General features: G+C 37.6%; 14 protein-coding genes and 1 pseudogene. 6 read left to right on the top strand and 9 right to left on the bottom strand.

What is annotated here, in order from left to right; translation table 11 throughout:
* Position 1: 1 nt before the first annotated feature.
* Together BCR22_RS11195 and pepV are read right to left on the bottom strand one after the other, a co-directional pair.
* Positions 2 to 955 (bottom strand): ABC transporter ATP-binding protein, encoded by a 954-nt coding sequence (locus tag BCR22_RS11195; protein WP_069654971.1) that lies wholly within the window; start codon positions 953 to 955, stop codon positions 2 to 4.
* A gap of 188 nt (positions 956 to 1,143) precedes the next feature.
* Positions 1,144 to 2,559 carry a dipeptidase PepV gene (gene pepV / locus BCR22_RS11190; RefSeq protein ID WP_069654970.1) on the bottom strand — a complete coding sequence of 472 codons (1,416 nt, stop codon included), beginning with the start codon at positions 2,557 to 2,559 and terminating at the stop codon, positions 1,144 to 1,146.
* A gap of 150 nt (positions 2,560 to 2,709) precedes the next feature.
* On the opposite strand from pepV, the gene BCR22_RS11185 reads away from it, so the two are divergent.
* Positions 2,710 to 3,552: an NAD(P)H-hydrate dehydratase gene (locus tag BCR22_RS11185; RefSeq protein WP_069654969.1), complete on the top strand. Its 843-nt coding sequence runs from the start codon at positions 2,710 to 2,712 to the stop codon at positions 3,550 to 3,552.
* A gap of 170 nt (positions 3,553 to 3,722) precedes the next feature.
* On the opposite strand, the gene BCR22_RS11180 is transcribed toward BCR22_RS11185, so the two are convergent.
* From BCR22_RS11180 to BCR22_RS11165, 4 genes are all read right to left on the bottom strand, one after another.
* A complete protein-coding gene (locus BCR22_RS11180) occupies positions 3,723 to 4,544 on the bottom strand; it encodes an ABC transporter permease subunit (protein WP_069654968.1) in 822 nt (273 codons plus the stop codon).
* Complete coding sequence (locus BCR22_RS11175; protein ID WP_069654967.1) at positions 4,541 to 5,428, bottom strand: ABC transporter ATP-binding protein; 888 nt, start codon at positions 5,426 to 5,428, stop codon at positions 4,541 to 4,543. The genes BCR22_RS11180 and BCR22_RS11175 overlap by 4 nt, the downstream gene beginning before the upstream one ends.
* A 124-nt stretch (positions 5,429 to 5,552) precedes the next feature.
* The gene (locus BCR22_RS11170) at positions 5,553 to 6,275 is read right to left on the bottom strand and encodes a pseudouridine synthase (protein ID WP_069654966.1); all 723 of its coding nucleotides are present in this window, start codon (positions 6,273 to 6,275) and stop codon (positions 5,553 to 5,555) included.
* Between the two features lie 130 nt (positions 6,276 to 6,405).
* Positions 6,406 to 8,055: a putative polysaccharide biosynthesis protein gene (locus tag BCR22_RS11165; protein ID WP_069654965.1), complete on the bottom strand. Its 1,650-nt coding sequence runs from the start codon at positions 8,053 to 8,055 to the stop codon at positions 6,406 to 6,408.
* A 463-nt stretch (positions 8,056 to 8,518) separates the two neighbouring features.
* On the opposite strand from BCR22_RS11165, the gene BCR22_RS11160 reads away from it, so the two are divergent.
* A complete protein-coding gene (locus tag BCR22_RS11160) occupies positions 8,519 to 10,036 on the top strand; it encodes a UDP-N-acetylmuramoyl-L-alanyl-D-glutamate--L-lysine ligase (RefSeq protein WP_069654964.1) in 1,518 nt (505 codons plus the stop codon).
* A gap of 58 nt (positions 10,037 to 10,094) precedes the next feature.
* Here BCR22_RS11160 and BCR22_RS11155 read toward each other — a convergent pair whose 3' ends face one another.
* Positions 10,095 to 11,003 carry an AEC family transporter gene (locus BCR22_RS11155; protein ID WP_083241824.1) on the bottom strand — a complete coding sequence of 303 codons (909 nt, stop codon included), beginning with the start codon at positions 11,001 to 11,003 and terminating at the stop codon, positions 10,095 to 10,097.
* A 438-nt stretch (positions 11,004 to 11,441) separates the two neighbouring features.
* Here BCR22_RS11155 and BCR22_RS11150 point away from each other — a divergent pair, with 438 nt between their 5' ends.
* From BCR22_RS11150 to BCR22_RS11140, 3 genes are all read left to right on the top strand, one after another.
* Positions 11,442 to 12,425: a serine hydrolase domain-containing protein gene (locus BCR22_RS11150; RefSeq protein ID WP_069654963.1), complete on the top strand. Its 984-nt coding sequence runs from the start codon at positions 11,442 to 11,444 to the stop codon at positions 12,423 to 12,425.
* Positions 12,426 to 12,471: 46 nt separating this feature from the next.
* Entirely contained in the window at positions 12,472 to 12,825 is a 354-nt protein-coding gene (locus BCR22_RS11145) for a winged helix-turn-helix transcriptional regulator (RefSeq protein ID WP_069654962.1), read from the top strand.
* A gap of 107 nt (positions 12,826 to 12,932) precedes the next feature.
* Positions 12,933 to 13,604 (top strand): NAD(P)H-dependent oxidoreductase, encoded by a 672-nt coding sequence (locus BCR22_RS11140; protein WP_240485879.1) that lies wholly within the window; start codon positions 12,933 to 12,935, stop codon positions 13,602 to 13,604.
* Between the two features lie 99 nt (positions 13,605 to 13,703).
* Here the strand turns inward: BCR22_RS11140 and BCR22_RS11135 are convergent, their stop codons facing one another.
* Positions 13,704 to 16,169, bottom strand: coding sequence for a heavy metal translocating P-type ATPase (locus BCR22_RS11135; RefSeq protein ID WP_069654960.1), 2,466 nt, complete (start codon positions 16,167 to 16,169; stop codon positions 13,704 to 13,706).
* A gap of 171 nt (positions 16,170 to 16,340) precedes the next feature.
* A pseudogene (locus tag BCR22_RS15100) lies at positions 16,341 to 16,772 on the bottom strand (glycoside hydrolase family 65 protein); the annotation flags it as partial.
* A 260-nt stretch (positions 16,773 to 17,032) separates the two neighbouring features.
* Here BCR22_RS15100 and BCR22_RS11125 point away from each other — a divergent pair.
* Entirely contained in the window at positions 17,033 to 17,668 is a 636-nt protein-coding gene (locus BCR22_RS11125) for an NAD-dependent epimerase/dehydratase family protein (RefSeq protein ID WP_069654958.1), read from the top strand.
* The last annotated feature ends 353 nt before the right edge of the window (positions 17,669 to 18,021 follow it).

Here is an 18,021-nt window from a genome sequence, read left to right as displayed (position 1 = left end):
ATTATTGATCACCTTTTTCTATCTTTGTCTCTAAGAAACGCAAAATCGTTCGATCTGTGATTTCACCGATAGGTCCCTTCTCATCCACTAAAACAACGGTTGCTCCCTCAACAAGTAAACGAATTATAGCCGATACTGTCGTTTCTAATTCGATAGGCGTCCCACTCTCTACTTGACCATCTTCTACAAAACCTAACTCCAGTAAATCAGCAGCACAATAATTTTCTAAACTAGAGTGATCTTGTTGGAAGAATTGTGCAACAAAATCATTAGCTGGGTTACTTCTAATTTGTTCCGGGGAATCTGTTTGAACAATTTTTCCTTCTTTCATCACGCAGATACGGTCCCCTAAAAAGAGTGCTTCATTCATATCATGCGTTACAAAAACGACTGTGCTGGCTAACTCTTTATGCAACTCTTTGATTAATAATTGTAATTGCCCTTTGGAAATCGGATCTAAGGCACTGAAGGGCTCATCCATTAAAATGACATCTGGTTTTGCTGCAATCGCACGTAAAATTCCGATACGTTGCTGTTCACCACCAGATAATTCTGCTGGTTTTCGGTGAAGATATTCTTCTGGCGGTAAACTGACTTTTCTTAGTAACTCTTCTGTCTTTTCCCGTCTTTTAGCTTTGTTCCAGTGTTTCATTTCTGGAATCAATTCAATGTTTTCAGCAACTGTTAGATTAGGGAATAGTGCGATTTGTTGAAGAACATAGCCAATCGTCAAGCGTAATTCTTTTAAATTGTAGTCGATTAATCGTTTGTCGTTAAAATAAATATCCCCATCTGTCGGTTCAATCAATCGATTGATCATTTTTAAAGTGGTCGTTTTCCCACTACCACTTGGACCGACTAACACAAAAAACTCACCGTCTTCAATTGAGACTTCAAAGTCTTCTAATACTAACTGATCATTGTATTTCTTTGATACATTTTGAAAATTAATCATTTGTTCACCTCATTTTTCTTGTCTGCACTTGCTCTATATTTTCAGGTAATCTTTCTTTATATTTAAGTATGTTTATAAGTATACTTGAAAATGTTATTTGTTTCTAACGACTTGTTTCTATTGTATAGAAAAACCCCCTGACAACTGTCTGTCAGGGGGTTAAAATTTTAAGATTAGAGTCACAAATTTTATTTCGCCAAACGATAAATCGCATCCGCATAAATAGCTGTCGCACGGAATAAATCATCCAATGCCATAAACTCGTTGGCTTGGTGCATTGTGTCTGTATAACCTGGGAACATTGCGCCATAGGCCACACCACGTTTTAGTAAACGTCCGTAAGTTCCGCCGCCAATGATTTGTTCATGGCCTTTTTGACCAGTATGGTCTTCATAGACTTGTAATAACGTTTCAACCAATGGATCATCTGCTGGAACGTAATGCGGTTCTTGGTTACGTCCACCTTGAACGATTTCAGCACCGATTGCACCTGCTGTAGATTTCACACCCGCCTCTAATTCAGCAGCTGTTGTTCCTTTAGGATAACGGAAATTCAAGCTCATAAAGTTGCCTTCTTCAGCATCTTTCTTGAAGACAAATAAACCAGCATTCATGGTTAATTTACCCATTTTAGTATCTTCAAAGGCTACGCCTAATTTTTCACCATAGAAATCTTCATGAACAAGTGTAGCTGCCACTTGGATAAATTCTTTCGCTGCCCCAGCAAATGCATAGCTGTTTAAGAAAACCGCTAAGAATGTTGCCGCATTGATCCCAGATTGAGGGCTAGCGCCGTGTGCACCTTTCCCTACAACTTTGATCGTAACAGTTGTATCATTCGCTTCTAACTCACCAGAAATTGGTTCTTCCTCTACAAAAACACTGAATGCGCCTTGCATTTTTTCAGCAGCTTCAGCAGTTGGAACTGTGATCACGGCAGTCGCTGTACCTGGAACCATATTTTCACGTAATCCAGCATTAAAGCTTTCTAACCCATATTCACCTTCGCTTGATCCACCAAAGCGAGCGTATAAAGAAACGTTCCCTTTTTCACCATTGATGATTGGGAATTCTGCATCTGGTGAAAAACCAAAATCAGGTTTTTCTTCGTGTTTGAAGTAATAATCCATATCACCCCAGCCGCTTTCTTCGTCACTACCCACGACAAAACGAACTTTTTTGGATAATGGTACACCTAAATCTTTGATGATTCTTAGTGCATAATAGGCGGCCATACTTGGACCTTTATCATCACTTGAACCACGGGCAAAGATTTTACCGTCTTTGATGACAGGTTCATATGGGTCAGTATCCCAACCATCACCAGCAGGCACTACGTCCATGTGTCCGAAAATTCCTAATGTTTCATTGCCTTCGCCGTATTCGATATGACCAGCGTAGTTATCCACGTTTTTCACAACGAAACCATCACGTTCGCCATACGCTAACATATGTTTTAAGCCAGCAACAGGACCTGGGCCAAATGGTGCATCTGGTGTTACTTTAGAATCATCACGCTCGCTATTGATGCGTAATAAATTTTGTAAATCTTCTAATAGCGCATCTTTACGTGCGTCTACTTCTTTTTGCCAATCAATTGTCATTTTTAGTCACTCCAATTCATTATTCTACCTCCCCATCATACCACTAACTGGCTTAAAAGAAAAAGGCAGGAACAGTTTTTTCCGCAATATTTTGCGCTTGATTCAAAACAGATTTATACTGGAAGTAAATCATGGAAGGAGACTACTGAGATGAAAGAATTATCACATGATGTTTTGAGTGCTGCAATCAAGTCACGTCCTCCCCATTCTCACAAAGGAACTTTTGGACGTTCTGTACTTATTGGTGGAAATGACCTGTACGGCGGAGCAATTATTATGAGTGCAGAGGCTTGTGTCAAATCCGGTTGTGGCTTAACTTCCGTTATAACTGCTGAAAAAAACCATACAGCTCTCCATGCTCGTTTACCTGAGGCGATGGTACTGGATTGGACGATCAGTCAAGAGTTCAACAATTTAGTAAATACAGCCGATGTTCTGTTGGTTGGACCCGGTTTAGGTATTGATTCCCATAGTCAACAGCTTTTAGAAAACGTCCTACTGCAGCAAAAATCATCGCAGTGGCTTGTGCTTGATGGATCTGCCATTACGTTATTTGCTCAAAATCATTATTCCTTAAACTATCCTGAACAGGTTGTATTCACACCTCATCAAATGGAATGGGAACGACTAAGCAAACTTAAAATCGTTGACCAAACGGTTCCAAACAATCGCGATGCACAAAAGCAATTAGGTGCAACGATTGTCTTAAAAAGTCACCGAACCGACATTTATACCGCTTCTTCACACTATCGAAATCCGTTAGGAACGCCCGCTATGGCAACTGGTGGCATGGGAGATACGCTTGCCGGTATGATTACTGGTTTTCTTGCTCAATTTGAAACGAAAGAAACCGCTCTTTGCGCTGCTGTTTATCTACACAGTTTGATTGGAGAAGAGTTAGGACAAGAAAACTACGTCGTATTACCTACTGAAATCAGCAACCACTTACCTTATTACATGAAAAAAGCAGAAGGTTTGACAAGAAGTGTTTAACTCCGAGAACCAACACTACGTTTTACAATAAATTCAGCTCATTTCCCACGCCTTCAACTTTTGGTACTTTAGCACTTATAATTGAATGCGCTCGAAGCAAAGTGTAGGAATTGCTTTAATGCTGACTGTAGCATACGCTCCTATTTTTTGATGGACGTGGATTTTTTTCACTAGACTTTCAGGTCCTTCCGTTGGTATACCCTATACGTTCCACCTAAGAACAAAATAATCAAGAGGCTCAACAGCACCACATTGCCGCTAGATAATCCTTTATCTAGCAAGTTACTTGGAATCCCCATATGTGTAGGAGATATTATTTTTGCCCAACTAAATGAGTCGTTTAAATCAGAAAATACTCCAATTAAAAAAAAGCCAAAAACAATAGCTAACGAAATACTTGTACTTTGTTTACTTGATTTTAAACCTGTTGAAACAAAAAAGCCGAGTGTTAAGAAAAACAACAAAATCAAACTTTCTTGTATAAATATCTTACTAATTTCTCTAGTAATTGTTTGCACTGAATCTGTTTCTTGGCGGTACATCACGGTCGAGCCTATCGAAACGCCAAATGAACTCAACCAAAAGACAGCCAAAATAAGTAGGTTTGCTAGAAATTTGTTTGTTACAATTTCTCTACGTGTCACTGGTTGGGCATATAAAAATTCAATCGTTCCATCGGTCTCTTCTTTAATCAGCGCTTGACTGCCTAGCATCATAGCGTAAATTGATGCAGATAGAAACATATATTGAAAATAATAAGCAAAGAAACCCGTAGCAACTGAAAAGCTCGCTTGACCACTCACACTGATATTAAATGTTTTCAAGAATGCAGGAGAGAGCCCTTCTAATTTTGCGCCTAAGATATCTTCCATTGCAGAACTATGCATTTGAGGATAAATAGCACTAAAGCCAAAAATAATCACCGCAAATAATATCGTCCAAATAATTAGTCCCTTGATAAGTCCTTTGCTTTCAATTTTAGCCGTAATCATTTTACCTCTCCTCCTTCATACAACGCCATAAACTGATCTTCTAGTTCTGGATTTGTAATCGTGAAATCTTGAATCGATGTATCCCCTAACAGCGGTAAGACTTCCCGCAAATCGCCTTCATACAACAACCGTGTTTCATTTCCTTGGTGCTTTAAAATCGCTGCTCCCATCTTTTCAAATAAGGATAAGGGAATATGATCTCCCACCAATGTAATAACTTTACCTAGCGATTTTTCCTTTGTAATATCTTGAACGGTGATGATCTTTCCTTGTCGAATAAACGCAGCTCGGTGCGCATGTTGTTGCACCTCATTTAAATCGTGACTGGATAAAAAAATTGTCATGCCTTTTTTATTGTATTTTTCCAATTCTTCAAACAACCGATGTTGCATCAACGGATCCAATCCATTCGTAGGTTCATCTAAAATCAACAACTCGGGATTGGGCAAAATCCCTGCCATAATGGCGATTTTCTTTTTATTTCCCAAGGACAGATCAGACATTTTTTTCTTCGCGTCAATATCAAATAACTCTATAAAATAGTCGATTTGTTTTTTACTATTCTTTAGCTGATGAAAATCAGCCACATATTTAAGCACCTCACCCGTTGTCATATTTGGATAAAAACGGACATCACTTGATACATATCCTGTTCGCTTACGAATTTCCTTCGCCTCTTGAATACTATCTAAACCAAGTAAAGTAGCCGTCCCTTGATCTGGATAAATAAAATTCAACATGGTTTTGATCGTAGTTGATTTTCCAGCACCATTCGGACCGATAAAACCATAGATTTCACCCTTTTCTACCGATAAATCTAGTTGATCGATGGCTGCTTGTTTTTTATATAATTTAGTCAATCCTTTAAGTTCAATGGCCTGCATTCTATGTTTCCTCCTCATTGGCTCGATTATCGATTGAAGTATAGCTTTATCTCGGCTGAAGAGTCAAAGAAAATGTAATGAAAACTGTACTTTAGTACAAAACAGCAGTCTCCATTACATTCTTTTATCTATTCAGCTTCAACTTTTCAAGCTCTTCTTCAGTCAGCGTACGGTATTCCCCTAAAATCAGCTCTTCATCTAACCATAAACTCCCCATACGCAATCGTTTCAAATAAACAACTTTTTTATCGACTGCTTCAAACATGCGTTTTACTTGATGAAATTTTCCTTCTTGGATCGTCAGACGAATCTCTGATTGTTCATTTGTTTCATCCACTGATTCAATGATCAACTCGCTTGGTTTGACTTGCTCCTTATCGGTTAAAGCAAATCCTGCTGCAAAATGGCGAATATCTTCTTCCGTCACGATTCCTTGAATTATGGCAAAATATTCCTTATCTACATGTTTTTTTGGTGATAATAATTGATGTGCAAGCTGACCATCATTGGTTAACAATAGCAGCCCCTCGGTATCTTTATCTAAGCGACCAACAGGAAATATATCTTCACGGTAATCTTCATCTTTCAATAAATCGATCACTGTTTGATCCCATTTATCTTCTGTTGCTGAAATTACCCCTTGGGGTTTATGCAGCAGATAATAATAGTATTTTTGGTACGTTAATTCTTCTCCAGCAAATTTAATGATATCTTGTTTCTCATCGATTTGCGTCTTACCATCTTTGACGATTTCATCATTGACAGTTACTAAATTTTTCTTCAATAGTTGTTTGGCTTCTTTACGACTGCCAACACCTGTTTCTGCTAGAAATTTGTCTAAACGCATGGTAACCTCCTAAATTTAACTGTCGAAAAGAGCTCATGCAGTCTCATCTTATCCCTCTCAACGGCTATTGTGTTTCTTCACACCTTTAAAAACAAATAGCGGAGCAATCGGCCCCGCTACTTGATTAGTTCTATTTTATGTTTAGTCTACGGCGAATTTTACCGACGCCTGCGCCTAATAACTTGTCTGCTAAACGTAGTTTTAACGTGATATAACCGTAAACTCCGCCACCAAAAGCAGCTACGATCAAGATGATCACAAAAGATTGAAACTTACGTGTTGGATCTAGGAATAAATACAGGAATTGTCTCATCAAGATCGCTGCGATCATCATAATCAATGTAATCAAGAAAATCAATAGCCCACGTCGTAATGTTAAACTAAAATTAAAATGGCTGACTTTTTTAATTTTTCTCATGATCAAGACACAAGATAATGTAAACCCGATCATTGTAGCAATCAACGGCCCATATACTTCAAACAATCGGATACTTGGATACTGAACAATCAATTTCAATGCTAATCCTAAGCCAAAGTACTTGATGGCAGCTTTATTCTCGTACATCCCCATCAACATTGTGGATGACAACATGTAAAGTCCCATAAATAGACCTGCAAAACAGGCTTGAATCAAGACCGATACGCCAAGATCATCTGGTGCATAAAACATTGTATAAAGAGGTTTTGCCAAAACGATCATACCAAAAGTCGCTGGTAGCATCACAAACATAAACAACTGTAAATTATTACTGATCAGTTTTGATAGATCTCTATATTTTTTTAAGGTAATTGCTTCAGTAATCAACGGTAACCCTGTAGCAGAGATAGAGGTTGCTAAGGCAATTACGACCATTGTCAACTTGTCTGGATTCGCATTAAAAATCGCAAAAAGTGTACGCAACTGACTGCCGGAATACGCTGTAAATGTATTCATAAAATTAGAAAACGTGAATTGATCGACTAATTTAAAGACGGTCACACCAGAACCTACGATGATAAACGGAAGTGCCTCTTTTAATGTCTCGGTCAATAAATCACGAGTTGACGCTTCATGTACATTGGCACTATGTTCTGCAAGATAATCAAACATTGGTTTTTGTTTTTGAAAATAGTAAAATAAGACAATGAGACTTGCCAACATGCCTATAAATGCCGCTAACGTTGATTGTGTTACTGCATCAACATAATTACCATCAATTACCTTCATGATAATAAACGCTGTCAACAGCATATAAAAAACACGCGCAACTTGTTCAACGATTTGTGACAACGCATATGGCATCATATCTTGATTTCCTTGGAAATAGCCTCGTACCACACTCATACACGGGAAAATCAAAACAGCTAAACTCAACGATCGCATCGTAGGGATCAATTCTTCTCCCCCACCAGACCATTTTGCCAACATAGGCGAGGCCAAATACATCACGATCGCAAAAATGCCTCCTAAAATAGCCATCAATTGTAGTGCTTTATAAAAAAGCTGACGACTAATTTTATATTCATTCAGTGAATTGTAATAAGACGTCTGTTTTGCGATAGCTGCAGGTATTCCTGCTGTAGATATTAATAAAAAGAGAGCGTATACGGTATACCCCATTGAAGATAAACTATTTGCTTCATTGGCGTGTTCTCCCATCCATGCATACCATGGGATAATATATACCGCACCCAACAAACGAGAAATTATATTACTAGCTGTCATCCAAGCCGATCCTTTAACCATTTTTTCTTGGTTGGTCAAGATCGGTTGATCAGCAGGATTTGGTTGATTTATCATTTAACTCCTCCAACTTTCTTTGAACATGCTTTCTTTATTTTAATTGTTAAATCAAGTATATGCAACGACTTTCTTGAATAAATTAACTTATTTATATTTTCCTAAAATTTTTCATCCAAAAACAGTCTTTTTCATTTCTAAAAAACCAAAAAAGTAAGTAAACACTTTATTTTTAACTATCTATTTTTTATGTATATTCCAAGACCGAAACAACCAATTATCAATTTAAAACTATAATTACAGGCTATATTTAATTAAAATATTTTTATTATGTGTTTGTTATTTTAAATTGCAATTTAATCTTAGAATTAGCTCGATCTCATTAATGATTTCTCAAGTTTTTTTTCGCCTCCACTAGCAAGCGTCTTGAAGTTTTGACGTTTAAATTGTATGATGAATTTCTAAAGTTTTCTATCCCAAAAATCGTATATTCAGATTGTAGATACCACTTGGAGGCGTAATAATGACTATTTCTTTAGAAATAATTCGTGACTGTTTACTTAAAGAACATCTTTTGAAAGAATTTATTTCAGCAGAAGGCTGGTCTTTGACTCTACCTGCCTCGTTGAATAATAAAATGTTCGACACTTTTTCATATGATTCTCGTACAGTAAATGCTGATACACTTTTTTTCTGTAAAGGACTAAATTTTAAATCCGAGTATTTAGCAAAAGCTGTCGACTCGGGACTCGGCGTTTATGTAGCAGAACAACCTTATGATGTCCCAGAAACATTAGGTATCATTGTAACAGATATCAAAAAAGCAATGGCTGTCTTAAGCATGGCCTTTTACGATTATCCGCAAAATAAATTAAAGCTAATCGGTTTTACTGGTACAAAAGGAAAAACAACTGCCGCTTACTTTGCTAAATTCATTTTAGATCAGGCAACACATAAAAAAACAGCAATGTTGTCTACTATGAATTCTACTTTAGATGGTCAGACATTTTTCAAATCACATTTGACTACACCTGAATCGCTTGATTTATATCGAATGATGGCCGAAGCAGTTGAAAACAACATGACTCACTTTATCATGGAAGTATCTTCACAAGCTTATAAAACCAATCGAGTGTATGGTTTATTTTTTGATGTAGGAATTTTCTTAAACATCACACCTGACCATATTAGCCCGATTGAACACCCAACATTCGATGATTATTTTTATTGCAAACGCCAGTTGATCAAACATTCAAAAACCATGGTTTTAAACCATGAATCTGATTACTTTCAATTATTGAAAGAGACAGCTGATCTTCATAAAGTTCCTTACATCGTTTACGGTAATCAAGCCTCTGTAAATACAGAGTATCTCTACCAAACGAACCCAGATGATTCACTTGCCTTTTCTATCGAAGCGAACAACGATACACTAGCTGTTTCTGGTGAGTATCACTTACGTCTAGGTGGGGATTTCAACAAAGGGAACGCATTAAGTGCCGTTCTCGCTAGTGCTTTAGTAGGTGCTACACGAAATGATTGTCAGCAAGGAATCAAGGAAACCACGGTTCCTGGCCGAATGGAATTATTAACAAATAAAAATGGGGCAAAAATCTATGTGGATTATGCGCACAATTACGACAGTTTAAAAAATCTTTTAACGTTTGTCAAAGAAGAACATCCTAGTGGTCGTTTAATTGTCGTGATTGGAAGTACGGGAAATAAAGCCATTTCTAGACGAAAAGATTTTGGCACTGTTTTATCGGAGCTGGCTGATGTTGCCATTTTAACGACTGATGATCCAGCGGATGAAAATCCGGCGGATATCTGTGCTGAGATTGCAGCTCATATTACAACAGATATTGAAATCAAAACAGTTCTTGACCGTAGCGAGGCAATCAAAGAGGCCTTGTCTTTATGCAGATCGGACGATGCAGTTGTTCTAGCTGGTAAGGGTGCTGACTTGTATCAAAAAGTCGGCGGGGAAGATACGCCTTATGAGGGTGACTTTTATATCGCAGAACGTTTGATACTTGACTAAAAACAACAAAGGCGGAGATAGAACTCTACGAGTCACCTCTCCGCCTCTTTTATTTTTATCAGCCCATCAACATCATTACAAGCGTCATCAATACCAAACTGATCAGAATACTTGCGGAAGAGGTAAATCCAACTGTTTCTTCTGACATTCCAGCTTTAACACTATTGATTACTGAAAAGGTCGGCATCGGCGCAACACTTAGAACGACTAACACGATACGCAACAATGGAGATAACGGCACCACGAAAGCAAATAATAACGCAAAAACTGCACCACACAGATAACGCCAAACTAGAACTTCTTTTACTAATTGCAAGGCTTTTTTAGGTAATTTTAGTTCAAAATATAACCCAATCATAAACATCGATAAAAAACCGTTTGCTTTTGCGATCATTTCTACTATGCCCAACACTTCCACAGGCAATCCAACTTGAATGATCCTCAGCAATAACATGACCATATAGACCGTAAAAGGCACTGATTTAAATAAAGACAAAACAATTCGCTTAAGCGTTGTCTCTTCTTTAGCTCCCACGATTTTATCGATCAACAACGTACTTCCGCCTGTCAGCATCACACTATTTCCGATATCAAACATCAAAAGAAATGGCACAGCCAACGGATAGAATCCTTGAATAAAAGGCAAACTAAAGTTGCCAATATTGTATCCTGACATTGAATACATTTGAAATTTCTGTTCTAAAACAGGCCGCTTTTTACTAACTCTCCCACCAATCAAAATCACCAATATATTCAAAAGGATTCCCATTATCAACAAGAAAAATAAGGTGCCCGAAACAACTACATTAGCTAAGCTAACAATGACTGTTGCAGGCAACGTAACATTTACAATAATAACAGATAACATTCCACCATCCACTTTACTTAACAAACCAATTCGTTTCATCAAATAACCCAAAAATATGACAAAACAAAACCCAATTGCTTGTAATAAAATTTCTTTCAACCAACTCGCACCTCACTTATCAATTTCTAGTATTCCTCTAAAGTATAGCAAAAAAATTGATTTCTTACCGAGTTCAACAAAAACAGCCACGTAAATTGATTTATGCAGCTGTCTTTTTCCCTTCATAAGTACAAGATAGTGTTAGTATTAAGGTCGTATCAGGAGCTTAATACTACTAGCATCAACTCGCACCTTCCTGTGTTTTGAAGCACTAAGAGAACAGTCAAAAAATTTTTGATTCTGGTGGTAAAAATGATTTCAGAGGGATGTTACTCAATTTTTTTGAGACTAGATAGGTCTTCTTCAGTATCCATTTTCTCCCTCATGCAAAATATTTATAGAAAGTAAAAAAAATGAACCACCTATCAGCTAATTAATGATAAACTAATCGTAACGATATACTAGGCAAATACATATGCAAATAAAGGAGCTTCACTCATGAACTTGAAACAATCTATTCCATCAGACTTCAGCGGTTTTGTTAACGTCACATCAAATAATGAATCGTTACTATTCGAAGCTTTTGGGTACCGAGATCTTCCTAACAAACTAAAAAATACTGTTGATACGGCTTTCGGTACAGCATCTGGCAGTAAAACTTTCGTTGCAGTTGCCATTATGAAACTGATAGAAGAAAAGAAAATTGGGATCGATCAACCTATCAACCAAATTATCTCAAAAAAAATGCCGAATATCGACCCTAACGTTACTGTGCACCAACTACTCAATCACACTTCTGGGATTGGAGATTATTATGATGAAGAAGAACTTAATGATTATGCTGAATTATGGGAAGATTATCCTAATTATAAAATACGCAAAAACAGCGCTCTTCTTCCACTTTTTATTGATAAAAAAATGGTCGACACACCGGGGAAAAAATTTCAATATAATAATACAGGCTATGTTCTTTTAGCTACGATCATCGAGGAACTCACTCGTCAGAATTTTGATAGCTATTTGAAACAAGTGATTTTCGATCCTGCTGGTATGACTTCAACAGGTTACTTTGCCTTAGACCGGTTGCCTGCCAATACCGCGAATGCGTACATCTATGATGAAGAATCAAAAGAATACTATAGCAATATTTATAGCATAGATGTTAAAGGCACTGGCGCTGGTGGTTGTTTTACTACCTTAAAAGATCTTGAACGTTTTTGGCAGACATTGTTAAGTGGAAAAATACTTTCTACCCACGCAGTCAATCTAATGCAAACAATGCAAGCTTCTGATTATTACGGTTATGGTTTTTGGATTGCAAAAAAGAATGAACGGACTTTCCCTTATATGCAGGGACAAGACCCAGGTATTTCGTTTATATCTTCGTATGATCGCTCCTTGAACAAAACCATCACAATTATGAGTAACTTGGGACAAGATGTGTGGGCATTGCACAAAGAACTTTCTGCCGTTTTACTTTAAAAAATAGGTACTTCCATTAATAATATGAATAAAAGGGCGTGAGATCATGAAACAACGAAAAATCCACAATTGTTTAGATGGCTGTTCTGTAGAATCAACCTTGCAATTCATTTCAGGCAAGTGGAAATGTGTGCTACTATACCATTTGATTTTTGAAGGTGCTTATCGTTACAGTGAATTACAACGCTTTGTCCCTGGCATTACCAAACGAATGTTGAGCTTACAGTTAAAAGAGTTAGAAATAGATGGCCTTATTCAACGAAACGTACTACGGGAAAAACCGATTGCTGTGAGTTATTCCATAACGGATTATGGCCAAACCTTAGCTCCTGTTATTGAGGCACTGTATCATTGGGGCAATTCATTTAATACGCAACAGTCAAAATCACAAGTACATTAAACGATGGTATAAAAAAATTCCCCGATTTACAACGATGCATGCTTCCTTTACACTAAAGTCACTTATTGCTTATGCGATAAACGTTCAAGTAAATGGAGGAAAACCAATTGACTACAAATACACCAGAAAAAAGACAAGAGATTTTAACCGCTTTTGAACACCGTCATGCTACAAAAGGATTTGACCCCGCTAAAAAAATCCCGACAGAAGATTGGGAAACAATTTTAGAAGCTGCTCGTTTGTCTCCAAGTTCGTTTGGGTATGAACCATGGGCATTTTTACTAATTGAAAACCCGCAGATAAAAGAAGAGTTGAAAGAATTTGCTTGGGGCGCAATCAACAGTTTAAACGGAGCCAGTCATTTTATCATAGCGCTAGCACGTAAAAATGTTACAGCGGAAAGCGCACATGTCAAACACATGGTAGAAGACGTGTTTGGTCTACCGTTTTCAGCCGATGCTCCACAGACTCGAATGTTCAAGCAATTTCAGACAAAAGATTTTGATTTAAATAGTGAGCGTTCACTATTTGACTGGGCATCGAAACAAACCTATATCCCTTTGGCTAATATGATGACCACTGCAGCGTTGTTGAACATAGATAGTTGTCCAATTGAAGGCTTTGATCGAGTTGAATTAGAAGCTTATTTAAGTGAAAAAGGGCTATTAGATCGCTCCGAATTTGGTGTTTCTTATATGCTTGGATTAGGCTATCACAGTGGAAAAATACCACTAAAAAAACGACAAGCAAAAGAGGACATTTTCACAACGGTTGTCTAAAAAGACCTATTTACACGTTTATATAAATAAAAATCGACTATTCCTCTTAGATTCAGTACTCTTTTTACTGATCACTAAGGTAGTAGTCGATTTTTAGTCTTATTTCTTCACTACTGAAGGTTTAAACCCTTTCAATCTCAATGCATTCAACAATACAGAAACTGAACTAAAACTCATTGCAGCGCCTGCGATCATCGGATTCAACAATGGTCCACCGAATAAGTACAAAACACCCATCGCTACTGGAATGCCTAATGTATTATACGCGAATGCCCAGAATAGATTCTCTTTGATATTCTTAATTGTCGCCTTACTCAACTCTACCGCTGTCGGTACATCCATCAAATCACTGCGCATCAATACGATATCAGCTGATTCCATTGCAACATCTGTCCCAGACCCAATCGCGATTCCGATATCCGCTTGGGCTAACGCTGGTGCATCATTGATTCCATCACCAACCATGGCAACTTTCCTACCTTCTTTTTGAAGTTTCATTACTTCATTTGCTTTATCTTCTGGTAAGACTTCACTTAAGACACGATTGATTCCGACTTGTTTCGCAATTGCTTGAGCTGTTCGTTTGTTGTCTCCTGTAATCATCGCCACTTCGATACCCATTTGATGTAGTTTTTTGATTGCCGGGATACTGTTTGGTTTGATTGTATCTGCAACTGCGATAATTCCTGCAATGCTACCGTCTTTTGCAATATACATCGGTGTTTTTCCTTGCTCTGCTAATTGATCGGAGGTAACGCTTAAATTTCCTAAAGAAATGTTGCGGTCATCCATCAATTTTTTATTTCCTAATAGTAAACGGCTACCTTCGATCATCACTTCGATCCCATGCCCTGGAATTGCATTAAACTCTTCTGTTGCAGCAAAAGCTAAGTTGCTCTCCTCTGCCCCGTTGACGATTGCTTCACCTAGCGGATGTTCTGATCCTTTTTCAGCAGATGCCGCTAAACGGAGTAACTCATCTTGTTCCATGCCATTTGTAGTTATGATGTCTGTGACTTTCGGTTTCCCTTCAGTGATGGTTCCTGTTTTATCGAAAACGATTGTTTGAATTTTATGCGTTGTTTCAAGAGCATCGCCACTTTTGATCAGTACGCCATTTTCAGCGCCTTTTCCTGTTCCAACCATGATTGCTGTCGGTGTTGCTAGTCCTAACGCACATGGACAAGCGATAACTAAAACAGAAATCGTGATCGTCAATGCAAAGACCCAAGATTCTTGTCCTAAGAAATACCAAGCTAAGCCAGCTAACATAGATAAAACCATTACGATCGGTACAAAGACACCAGAAATTTTATCCGCCATTTTGGCAATCGGTGCTTTGGAGCCTTGCGCATCTTCTACTAATTTGATGATTTGAGACAATGCTGTATCTTTGCCGACTTTAGTTGCTTTAAAACGGAAGCTACCATTCTTGTTAATACTTGCACCGATAACATTATCACCGACTTTTTTCTCAACTGGCATACTTTCGCCTGTCAGCATTGATTCATCAATGGCTGATGAGCCTTCAATCACCACACCGTCTACCGGAATTTTTTCTCCTGGACGAACAATGATCGTATCATCTAACTGAACGCTGTCTACTGGAATTTCCATTTCTTGCCCATCACGGAAGACACGGGCATTTTTTGGTGCCAAGCCCATTAATTTTTTGATTGCTTCTGATGTTTTTCCTTTTGAAACAGCTTCAAAATATTTTCCCAATGTGATCAAGGTTAAAATCACGCCAGCTGATTCATAGTAAAGGGCCATTGTAAATTGTGGATCACCAGCAAAAATCATCGCTGTTCCATACAAACTGTATGCTACAGCCGCACTTGTTCCTAAAGCAACTAAAGAGTCCATATTAGGATGACCTTTGACGAATGCTTTAAACCCAACCGTAAAGAAGCTTCTCCCTAGATACAATACTGGAATCGTTAAAATCAATTGCACCATCGCAAATGTGGCCGGATGCATCATTGGATCTAAAAATGCGGGTAGTGGTAACCCAATCATATGCCCCATTGCGACGTATAATAATGGCACCGTAAAAACTGCTGATAACCAAAAACGTTGCCACATATCCTTGATATGCTTTTGCTTTTTCTCGCGGTCTTTGTCTACAGTATCTGCAGAATCTACTTGCTCAATTGCCTCATAGCCTGCATCTGATACGGCTTTGGTAATATCTGCGCTATTTAAAACAGCGGGATCAAAGTCGACCACCATTTTTTCTGTGGCTAAATTGACAGAAGCTTTTGTGACTCCTCTTAATTTACTTATTGCTTTTTCAACCGTTTGCGCACATGAGGCACACGTCATTCCAACAATATCAAATGTTCGTTGTTGAACATTCCTTAACGCTTCATACCCCGCATCTGACACTGCTTTTTGAATGTCTTGTTCTGATAGTTTACTTTCATCGTATTCAACATTTAACTTTTCTGTGGCTAGATTGACACTTGCTTTTGACACACCAGCGAGTTTAGCAGTGGCTTTTTCTACTGTTTGTGCGCATGACGCACAGGTCATTCCTTCTATATCAAAGGTTTTTGCTTCCATTTCTCTCCATCTCCTTTGTTTTATTTTTGGCTTTATAAACTAAACGACTATAATTGTAGTCAATCTATTTCTTCTTTATTTTAAGGTAGGATAATAGAATTGTCAATACAAAAAGCAGACCTATACTCACGATCAAATTTACTATTCCTTTCAATTATAAATCGTATTTTAACTCTTCATTTGGGCAAAGCCTTGCACGATTGTAAGCCAGTACCCTGTCATTGAGATGATATGCACTCCATCTTCAGTATCATTATTATAATTATCTAAATCCAAGAGAGCTGTGCGCTGATACATTTCTACCGCTTTTTCTTCCATTCCTAATTCTGCTGCTAAAATCGCATCAACACTTGCCGATAAAGATGACTCATAAACAGTCATCGGCTCATAGAATAAGAAATTTCGCTCTCTTTCCGCTCAAGAAAAACGTTCACCAAAGTAATAAATCCCTTGTAACATATCTGCTTGTTTGATAAAGCAAGAACCTAAAATACAATCCCAAGACCAATGTTGATTCAATAGTAAATCATCTAATGATAATGCTGTTTTCGGCATCAAATCCTTATCTAAGAAAGTATCATGCTGTACGAAAACGCCTAACTTTTCATAAAGTTGAGAATTGACTATAGTTTCACGTCAAAAGAATTAACGGCTTCTACCTACAAAATCGTTTTTGATAGAAAAACACGCCTATAATCAGCGATCATTTTGGTGTTTCAGTTAGTATACAATACTAATCTTACATGCAATAAGGTGAAGTCAATTCCTTTTGCGTACGTTTTTTTGTCTCATTTTAATAGATAATGATAAACTAACGATAAGACAGGTTTAGCATGATAACAAGAAGAGAGTAGGAAGAGCAAATGCAGATAACTATTTTTGGCGGCAGTGGCTTTATTGGACAAAAACTTTCCGAAGAATTGATTGACCGCGGACACAACGTACTATGCATTTCCCGTAACGGAAAACCAAGTAACTTAACAACAGATTGGGCACGAAAAGTCCATTGGGTTCGCTCTGACATTTTAACAGACACCCATTGGCATTCAGCTGTTCAAAAAGCAGATTGGGTCATTGACGCAATCGGAATTTTAAGAGAGCAACCGACTAAAAATGTTACTTACGACCGCTTTATTCTAGAACCCGTTCGACTTATTTTAACGTATCTGAACACACAAGCAACTCCTGCTAAGTTTCTATTTCTATCAGCAAACAGCGCACCATTCCCGTTAAGAAACTATATGGATGCTAAACTCCAAGCTGAACAATTAATCAAAGAACAAGCAAGTGAACCGGTAATTATTTACCCTAGTCTTGTCGTGGATAAAGAGCGTTTTTCTTCCGTGATAAGCGCGGCAGCGATCAATTTTCTAAAAAAAATACCTGGAATCAAAAAACTTACCAAAAGATATGACCCCATTTCAAGAGAACAATTAGCTGTCGAAATTGCCAATGTTCTCGAAGGAAAACCTTCTGTTTACACACATAGACGAACATAAAAAAAGGATTTTCAAATTGTACCGACCTCAAAAAGTTAGACTTAAACATCTACTTTTTTGAGTTTTTTTATATGGAAAAATATAGTATGAAATTCAAAATGCAAACTGTACATATGTAAGAGATCTTATTGACAATAATCCCACTTGGACGATTAATCAATTATCTGGCTATTCCCAATCTGCTTATATGCTAAAAGCCGGCGCTCACTTTGACATACTAACAACTAATGAAGATGATTTATCACAATTAAAACATTGACTCTTTTTAATTTAGTTGGGATAATCAGTTTAGAGTAATATTATTTTTACATATCTATTCTTGCACTAAGATCCTGATAATTAAAGGAGAATGA

This window comes from Enterococcus plantarum (assembly GCF_001730295.1).
GTDB classification, from domain to species: Bacteria; Bacillota; Bacilli; order Lactobacillales; family Enterococcaceae; genus Enterococcus_L; species Enterococcus_L plantarum.
The sequence above is the reverse complement of the archived record's forward strand: the minus strand, read 5'-3'. Positions and strand labels throughout refer to the sequence as shown.